Annotated in this window: 1 protein-coding gene; it reads left to right on the forward strand. The window is 67.9% G+C overall.

Going from position 1 to position 605, the window contains the following annotated elements; all coding sequences use genetic code 11:
* Positions 1 to 605 (forward strand): HNH endonuclease signature motif containing protein (locus MMF96_RS19445; RefSeq protein ID WP_256884482.1); only part of this gene is annotated, 605 nt, incomplete at both ends.

Genomic DNA, 605 nt, shown 5'->3' on the forward strand with positions numbered 1-605 from the left:
CATCATGGTCCCCGAACCCGGCACCGATCACGAGCTCCCCGGCCTGGACCCCATCGACCCGAACTGCACCAACCCCGCCCTGCAAGACACCCGCACCCGCCCCCAACGACTCCTCGACGCCCTCATCGACACCCTCCACCTCGCCGCCCGCACCGGCCACCTCCCCCTCAACGGCGGACTCAAACCCCACCTCCTCATCACCACCACCGAAGCCGACATCCACACCAACCGCACCCAAGGCAACGCCGGCGGCATCGCCTTCCTCCCCTACACCGGCCCCAGCAACCTCGCCCTCTGGGACACCGAACTCTGCGACGCCGACATCACCACCCTCATCCTGGGCAACGGCCACACCATCCTCAACGCCGGACGCACCCAACGCCTCTTCACCCCCACCCAACGCAAACTCCTCATCGCCCGCGACAAAGGCTGCACCTTCCCCCACTGCACCCGCCCCGCCAGCGACTGCGAAGCCCACCACATCACCCCCTGGCAAGACGGCGGCGAAACCAACACCAACAACGGCACCCTCACCTGCCCCCTCCACCACCACCTCATCCACCAAGGCCTCTGGACCGTCCGCCTCCACAACGGCACCGCCCTCT

The sequence above is a fragment of the Arthrobacter sp. STN4 genome, assembly GCF_024539665.1.
GTDB lineage: Bacteria > Actinomycetota > Actinomycetes > Actinomycetales > Micrococcaceae > Specibacter.